8 protein-coding genes and 1 tRNA gene are annotated in these 7,571 nt (G+C 39.8%); 2 read left to right on the forward strand and 7 right to left on the reverse strand.

Annotated features, from left to right (window positions below; genetic code table 11):
• Positions 1–94: 94 nt before the first annotated feature.
• Genes hemG through HMPREF2732_RS00170 form a run of 3 tightly spaced genes read right to left on the reverse strand, consistent with a single transcriptional unit; the run spans position 95 to position 2,686 of the window.
• Positions 95–601 (reverse strand): menaquinone-dependent protoporphyrinogen IX dehydrogenase, encoded by a 507-nt coding sequence (gene hemG / locus HMPREF2732_RS00160; RefSeq protein WP_070589856.1) that lies wholly within the window; start codon positions 599–601, stop codon positions 95–97.
• On the reverse strand, positions 601–2,064 hold the full coding sequence (locus tag HMPREF2732_RS00165) for a TrkH family potassium uptake protein (protein ID WP_070589863.1): 1,464 nt from the start codon (positions 2,062–2,064) through the stop codon (positions 601–603). The genes hemG and HMPREF2732_RS00165 overlap by 1 nt, the downstream gene beginning before the upstream one ends.
• Before the next feature lie 10 nt (positions 2,065–2,074).
• Complete coding sequence (locus HMPREF2732_RS00170; RefSeq protein ID WP_070589869.1) at positions 2,075–2,686, reverse strand: YigZ family protein; 612 nt, start codon at positions 2,684–2,686, stop codon at positions 2,075–2,077.
• Between the two features lie 115 nt (positions 2,687–2,801).
• On the opposite strand from HMPREF2732_RS00170, the gene tusA reads away from it, so the two are divergent.
• Complete coding sequence (gene tusA / locus HMPREF2732_RS00175; protein ID WP_005697464.1) at positions 2,802–3,041, forward strand: sulfurtransferase TusA; 240 nt, start codon at positions 2,802–2,804, stop codon at positions 3,039–3,041.
• 28 nt (positions 3,042–3,069) lie between these two features.
• Here the strand turns inward: tusA and HMPREF2732_RS09940 are convergent, their stop codons facing one another.
• Genes HMPREF2732_RS09940 through selA form a run of 4 tightly spaced genes read right to left on the reverse strand, consistent with a single transcriptional unit; the run spans position 3,070 to position 7,217 of the window.
• On the reverse strand, positions 3,070–3,363 hold the full coding sequence (locus HMPREF2732_RS09940; RefSeq protein ID WP_261673750.1) for an RsiV family protein: 294 nt from the start codon (positions 3,361–3,363) through the stop codon (positions 3,070–3,072).
• A complete protein-coding gene (locus tag HMPREF2732_RS00180; RefSeq protein WP_261673751.1) occupies positions 3,333–3,971 on the reverse strand; it encodes a DUF3298 domain-containing protein in 639 nt (212 codons plus the stop codon). The genes HMPREF2732_RS09940 and HMPREF2732_RS00180 overlap by 31 nt, the downstream gene beginning before the upstream one ends.
• A 7-nt stretch (positions 3,972–3,978) precedes the next feature.
• The gene (gene selB / locus HMPREF2732_RS00185) at positions 3,979–5,838 is read right to left on the reverse strand and encodes a selenocysteine-specific translation elongation factor (RefSeq protein WP_070589873.1); all 1,860 of its coding nucleotides are present in this window, start codon (positions 5,836–5,838) and stop codon (positions 3,979–3,981) included.
• Entirely contained in the window at positions 5,835–7,217 is a 1,383-nt protein-coding gene (selA, locus tag HMPREF2732_RS00190) for an L-seryl-tRNA(Sec) selenium transferase (RefSeq protein ID WP_070589876.1), read from the reverse strand. The genes selB and selA overlap by 4 nt, the downstream gene beginning before the upstream one ends.
• A 72-nt stretch (positions 7,218–7,289) precedes the next feature.
• On the opposite strand from selA, the gene HMPREF2732_RS00195 reads away from it, so the two are divergent.
• Positions 7,290–7,384, forward strand: a tRNA-Sec gene (locus HMPREF2732_RS00195).
• The last annotated feature ends 187 nt before the right edge of the window (positions 7,385–7,571 follow it).

The raw sequence follows: 7,571 nt of genomic DNA on the forward strand, positions 1-7,571 counted from the left end.
GCAAGATCTTTTTGTAAAAAAATGTAAATTTTTTCTTAGTTGAAGATCTTTTAATCAAATCGTCTAAAAAACACAATTTTTATGGTGTTTTATTCTACGAATTCAGGCTTTCTGCAAATGTCTTTACTTTTCCCCAATCGGTATATTCAATTTCTTTGGTCGTATCTGTTTCACCACCTGTAATTTTCATAATCAATTGGATCATGACACGATCAATCCATTTATAGCGCGGATATAACAATGCCCCTGCAAACACGCCAACTTTTTCCGGCGTCCATTTTATACGTTGAAGGAACTTACGCACATAGACATTTCCCTCTGGCGTATCTTTTCCTTCTTTTCTCGCTGTCAAATTTACGCCAAAAAAGACCGCTCTTTTTGCATTCAGTAATTCATGATGGCGTTCCACAAAATGGTATAACTGTTTATTAAAATGACCATAGCGAATGGATGCCCCAATAATCACCCGATCAAAAAATAGAAGATCCGGTTCCTCCGTTAACGGTGAAACCACTACTTCTTCTTCAAGATACTGAGCCATAAATTCAGCAATCTTTTTTGTTTGCCCATCGTGGCTTGAATATAAAATTAATGTTTTCATTATTCCTTCCAAAATGCCGGTGTGAAAAGCGCCAATAGTGTGAATATTTCTAAACGGCCGCACACCATCGCAATAGTTAGTACCCATTTAGCACTATCTGGCATCGCTGTCATATTACTACTTACTGAACCTAAGCCTGGTCCAAGGTTATTAATACTTGCCAATACTGCATTAAATGCATCAAAAGGTTCGACACCACAGGCAATCACACTTAACAAACAAATCGTGAATACCAATAGATATGCAGAGAAAAAGGCCCAAATACTTCCAATCACACGTTCATCAAGAACATTTTTACCCCATTTAATTGGATACACTAAATTTGGGTGAACAAATCGTTTTAGCTCTCTTGCACCTTGAAGGTATAACACTAAAATCCGTGCAACACGCAAACCGCCACCAACTGAGCCCGCACAGCCCCCAATAAAAGAGGCAATAATTAATAACATTGGCACAAAAGAAGGCCACTCAGCGAAATTTGATGTGGTGTAACCTGTTGTGGTTGAAATCGATACGGCTTGGAATACGACTTGCTCAAAATCTTGCCATGAGGAATCAAAATATTGATGGCTTATCATTACCAATGTACAAGCCACGATAAGCAAAATTTGAATACTCATAAAGAAGCGAAATTCTGGATCTTTTGTATAAATCTTCAAAATATTTTCTCGTCCTAAGGTCGAAAATGCTCTGAAGTGCAATGCGAAGTTACAAGCCGAAATCCACAGGAAAATGACGGTGATAAAATTAATCGCCGAACTATTAAAATAGCCGATACTAGCATCATGAGTAGAAAAGCCGCCAATAGATACGGTTGAGAAACTATGTGTAATCGCATCAAATGGTGTCATACCCGCTAGCCAGTAAGCCAAAGCACAAGACATGGTTAAAAAGAAATAAACAAACCACAATGCCTTTGCCGTTTCCGCTATCCGAGGCTGAATTTTCTGATCTTTCATTGGGCCTGACATTTCTGCACGGTATAACTGCATTCCACCAATACCTAATAAAGGAATAATCGCAATCGCAAGCACGATGATCCCCATCCCGCCTAACCATTGTAGGAATTGACGATAAAACAGAATGGCTTTCGGTAAATTATCTAATCCTGTCATGACGGTAGCACCCGTGGTTGTTAGCCCAGAAAATGCTTCAAACACGGCGGAAGCCACTGTTAAATGAGGTGAGTCAAATAATAGCAATGGCAAGGTTGCTAGACCACCCAAAACGAACCAAAATGCCACCACAATTAAGAAACCATCACGAGATCGCAATTCTTGTTTGTGGTGATGACAAGGCCACCAAAGCAACATGCCCACGGTTAAGCTCAATGCAAAAGCTTGCATAAACGCTTTACCGCCTCCATCGCCATAAATAAGCGCCACAAAGGCTGGAATCAGCATCGTGCCGGAAAAACACATGATCAAAATGCCGATAATCCGAATAATGGATAAAATATGCACAATATCTCGCTTAATTCATTTCTTCTAATTTCAACGTTCCTGCCGAACGCTCAATTAATGCTTGTTCAAAAGGTTTAATTTGATCTTCACTAATGCCTAACTGCAATGTAATCTGTACTTGAAAATCTTGTTGATAAATTTCAATTTGATGCTGTTCACATAAAATTTGGATCCAATTTAATTGTGCATAATCACAATGAACTTGGAATAACTGACGTTCTACTTTTCGTTCAGTTTCTAATAATTTTAAAGCTTGCTGCACACCATTTCCATAAGCACGAACTAAACCGCCAGTGCCTAATAAAATGCCACCATAATAACGAACAACTACGGCACTAATCTCACCGATTTGGCTACCTTGCAAAGCGGATAGCATCGGTTTCCCTGCAGTGCCAGCTGGCTCACCATCATCGGAAAAACCTAATTGCTGCGAATCCGTTGGCTTGCCGGCCACTGCAGCCCAACAATGATGGCGGGCATTAGGGTGCTGCGCTTTAATTTCTGCCCAAAAAGCTTTGGCTTGTTCAAGTCCTTCCGTATGTTGCAAATACGTGATAAATCGACTTTTCTTAATTTCTTCTTCAAAAACGACCGCACTTTTGGGGATAAGGTATTCAGCCATGGAATATTATTCAAGTAAATTTGTTGCGTAGTTTATCATTGATAGCGGATTTATCGAAATTTCCCCATAATTATTGTATGATGTAGCTCAATTCCAATAAAACTAATGAATAACCATGACTGAAATTACTGTCGATAAAACCCTTGATACCGTTGGTTTACGTTGTCCAGAACCTGTAATGCTTGTGAGAAAAAACATTCGCCACATGAATGAAGGTGAAGTTCTGCTTATTTTGGCTGACGACCCAGCCACGACTCGCGATATTCCCAGCTTCTGCCAATTTATGGAACATACTCTTTTAGCGAGTGAAACCCAAGACACCCCTTTTAAATACTGGGTGAAAAAAGGCCAATAAAAATGCGGCCAATATTGGCCGCACTTTGTTATTCTGCCGTATTACTCGAAACGGGATAATACTGTTTCTGAAGAAATTCAGGCTTCAATAACGCAGAGGCATTCCACCACTCAATCACAAGCTCCTGTGGTCCTTCTGCATAAGACGCAATTTCATACACGTTATACACAAAGTGAATCCCATCATGATCTAAATAGAAATTATCGGTCACTTCAAAAGCGTCTTTTGATGTAAATGCTTCCTCATCTTTTACCTCGCCATATCGAGTGTAACGTTCCCAAAGTAGCTCTTTTAATTTAGCTTGTTGGTTTGGTTTAAACACATCATCAAATGAGAGCAGTTTTTCGTTTCTAAATCAATATTAAGATAATGATAACCACCAACGCCATGAGCGCCACCGCCATAGCTGTAATAATTTATTAAAAATACAGCAAGCTTACCTCTTTGGTGACTAAATGCTAACTCTAAAGTTTCATCAACACCAATTATCGGGAATTCCAACATCTCTTTTTTAGCTTCATCATATTTTTTCTGGTAATCCGTAATAAGCTGCTCGCGACTTCTTGGTTTGCCATCTGCATTTTTTGAAATTTGTTCTAAAAGTAGTGTATCTAACCATTCAATATTCGTTTTTAGTGTAGAAATGCTGTAATGAAGTTTACCTTCTACAGGCACATATTCATCTTCTTTGAGCGATTTAGGATATTTGATGGTTTCCTCTTTATCAAAAATCACATCATCTTGAGCAATAATTGCTGGAATAACCTTCTCCGCCTTTTCTTTTTCAGCTTTTAATTGCGTATTTTCTGCCGTTAGTTGTGCAATTGTCTGTGTTTGTTGCTCAATGGTTGCTTTCATTTCTTTATCTTCGCAGCCTGTTACCACAAAAAGTGCGGTTAAAATTAAGGCTGAAATCAGTGTCTTTTTCATGTATTACCTATAAATCAAATGTATCTTTATCACGTAAAATATGGTCATTGCCTTTGCGGCGTAAAAAGCCGGTACGGTCAAAATACTCCATTAACTGTACGGTCAGTTTTCGACCAAAATTAAGCTTGTCACGTAATTCATTTACCGCAATCTTACCTTCTTCACCTGCTATTTGCTTAATTAAGCGAGCATAAGCATAAATGCTCTCAGTCAGGAAAAATCGATCTTTTACGATTGGCGTAAGATAGCCCAATTTACCCGCTTTATACATAAAATTACGCATCACACTTTCATCTTGCGCCAAGGCTGTTGCCATATCACGCACCCAAATGGCTTGACCATGCGCTTTCTCAAATTCAGCAAACACCGCTTGCCATAAGCTTTGCTCTTCGGCTGAAAATTGGATTTTGTGTGAAGGCAAATGCAACCAGCCACGAGTCTGCTGCAATTGGCCTTCATCAAGCATTTCTTCAATAAAATGATAAATCAGATTTTCCGGTTGGTTTAGTGTCGCAATACGGTATAAGCGGGCCTTACTCAAACCTAGCTGATCATTATGTTGCTCATGATAGGTGGCAAGTGCGGTCAAAATTTGCTGCGTTTTTTCACGTTGATAATCGCGATTAAAACACCAATTTTGGAAACGGATATCGCCATTCTCGGCTAATACTTCAGCCAGTTGATTTTCGGTTAGTTGCTCACTCCACATTAAAGCTTGAGCTGAAATCGCCTCTTTTTGTAAGGTCAATCCGATGCGTTGTGTGGCGGTTTGAGCCTGATTAAGTTTAGCCAAGAACGCTAGACGAGCCTCTGTGCGCTTATAACGTTTTTGTGAGTGAATTTCGAGTACCTTGGCACCACCAATTAACGCTTTCGCATCACCACTACGTAAAATTAATTTATCCCCAAAAGCTAAAAATAATGGCTGTTCTAAAATGACCTCAGCCAAAGTGCGGTCATTTTTCATTGCATTTTTGCTTTCAAGTAAGGTGAGCTTACCCGTTGTACGGCTTGCCGCATGATAAATGTGTACAGGCTGACTGTCTTTCAAATTCACTTCAGGTGTAATTTCAATAGTAATACGATCGGTTGGTTCAAGCGGTTCTGAGGCTAACAACCAATCGCCACGCTGCATTGGAATACGATCTAAATCAACGTTTAAATTGAGCGCTAAACGCTGACCTGCGACACCTTTCTCACTTGGTGTGTTTTGAGCATGGATATTTTTTACGCGAACCTTTTGTCCCGTAGAAAGGAAGAGTTCATCATCAATGGCCACCGTTCCCGCAAATGCTGTCCCTGTTACCACTGTCCCCGCCCCTTTCACGCTAAAAACACGGTCGATGGCGTAACGGAACGGTTTATCTATTTCAGCTAATTCAGGTAAATTGGCTAAATAATCGCGTAACGCATCAATACCTAAGCCTGTTTGTGCCGATGTAATAAAATAATGAGATTCAGCTAAGAATGGATAATCTGTCTGAATTTGTGTTTTTAGTGCCACAATTTGCTCATTTTTTGCTCGGTCAGCCTTGGTAATCACTACCATGATTTCAGTAAATTGAAGCTGACGTAAAATCGCTAAGTGTTCTTTAGTTTGTGCGGCAATCCCTTCATCGGCTGCAACAATAAGCATGGCATAATGCACACCACCAAGCCCGGCCAACATGTTGGCGAGAAACTTTTCATGGCCAGGTACATCAATAAACCCAAGCACTTTCTCTTTTAAAGGTAAATAGGCATAGCCTAAATCAATGGTCATGCCACGTTTTTTTTCTTCCGGCAAATGGGCGGTATTCGTACCTGTCAGTGCTTTTAAAAGGGCTGTTTTACCATGATCGACGTGCCCTGATGTTACTATGATCATAATTTTTCCACCGTATCTAATAATGCCTTAAAATCAGCCACGCTACGTAAATCTAACCAAATTTTTCCTTTCTCAACGCGGCCGATTATTGGTTGTTCTAACGCTTTGAATACCGTTAAAAGTGCGGTCAATTTTGCCTCTGTTTTTTCAGCTATCGTTACCGCAATAGAAGGAATCGTCGCCATCGGTTGAGATCCACTCCCAATCTGAGCAAAACTTTCTTCGATTTCAACCTGGTAATCTTTTAAGCGGTTTGCTAAACAGACTTTAAGTTGTTCGGCTTTTTCTTTTAATACATCCATCGATTGGGTGAGTAAATGTAAAGTTGGCAACATTTCAGTGAGTTTTTCGGGTTGGAGATAAAGGCGTAATGTTGCCTCAAGCCCGGCTAAAATCACTTTATCACAACGCAACACGCGTTTTAATGGGTGAGCTTGTAACTGAGCAATCCACTCTTTTTTACCGACGATAATACCGGCTTGTGTTCCACCCAATAATTTATCGCCTGAAAATGACACCAAGTTTACGCCCTGTGTGACTTTTTCTTGTACCGTCGGCTCATTCGGTAAATGATATTGGCTTAGATCAATCAATGCACCGCTACCCAGATCCGTAATCACTGAAATATCAAATTCTCGTCCAAGATCAACTAGCTCTTGTTCTGAAACCGAAGCGGTAAACCCACTAATATGATAGTTACTGCAATGTACTTTCATTAAGAAAGCCGTGTTTTCATTGATTGCTTGACGATAATCTTTCAAATGTGTGCGATTTGTTGTTCCGACTTCAACAAGTTTACAGCCTGCTTGAGCCATAATGTCTGGAATGCGAAATGCTCCGCCAATTTCAATCAATTCCCCGCGGGAAATAATCACTTCTTTATCTTTTGCGAAGGTTGCCAGCATCAAGAGTACGGCTGCCGCATTATTATTCACAATACATGCAGCTTCTGCACCTGTGAGTTGCGCAAGTAGTTCACTAATATAATTATCTCGATGACTGCGTTTTCCTTCTTCCAAATCATATTCCAGCGCAACATTACCTTTCATCGCATGAAGTGCCGCTTGTTGTGCACTTTCAGCCCATAATGCTCGTCCTAAATTTGTATGTAATACCGTGCCTGTTAAATTATGAACTGATTTAATTTGTACATGATTTTGTTGAGTCAATCGTTCTTGTAAATAATGCAATGTACTTAGATGATCGGCAAAAAAGTGCGGTAAATTTTGATGCTGTTTAATAAACTCGCGCCCTTCAGACAATAATTGGCGCAATTCACGCACGACAGCTGAATGACCAAATTCAGTTAAAAGCATTTCACCTTCTGGTGTTTTTAAAAATTTATCTACCGAAGGAAGTTGTTGAAAAAGTGCGGTCATTTTTAATTCCTATTTCAAAATGGCGTTGAATTGCGAACTAATTTACGCTAAAGTAACCGCAATTTCAATAACGGAAGGTCGTCATCTCCGGTGAGGTGGCAGGACTTCAAATCCTGTTGGGGACGCCAGCGTTCCCGGGTGGGTTCAACTCCCATGACCTTCCGCCACTCTTTTCTTCCAAAGAATATTTCTCTCTCCCTAACATTCACATGTTTAATTTGAACTTTCATTATAATTTCACTGAATTTTAGGCAAACAAAAAGGCGTATCTTTCGATACGCCTTCTTAATCTAACTTGTTACAGTTAATACATCAATTATTTGATGATTTTCGCAACAACGCCAGCACCTACTG

The sequence above is a fragment of the Haemophilus sp. HMSC061E01 genome, assembly GCF_001810345.1.
Classification (GTDB): Bacteria; Pseudomonadota; Gammaproteobacteria; order Enterobacterales; family Pasteurellaceae; genus Haemophilus_D.

Coding starts and splice junctions, on each gene's coding strand:
- HMPREF2732_RS00170 (WP_070589869.1), bottom strand. CDS start 2,686: ATGGCTGAATACCTTATCCCCAAAAGTGCGGTCGTTTTTGAAGAAGAA.
- tusA (WP_005697464.1), top strand. CDS start 2,802: ATGACTGAAATTACTGTCGATAAAACCCTTGATACCGTTGGTTTACGT.
- hemG (WP_070589856.1), bottom strand. CDS start 601: ATGAAAACATTAATTTTATATTCAAGCCACGATGGGCAAACAAAAAAG.
- selB (WP_070589873.1), bottom strand. CDS start 5,838: ATGATCATAGTAACATCAGGGCACGTCGATCATGGTAAAACAGCCCTT.
- selA (WP_070589876.1), bottom strand. CDS start 7,217: ATGACCGCACTTTTTCAACAACTTCCTTCGGTAGATAAATTTTTAAAA.
- HMPREF2732_RS00180 (WP_261673751.1), bottom strand. CDS start 3,971: ATGAAAAAGACACTGATTTCAGCCTTAATTTTAACCGCACTTTTTGTG.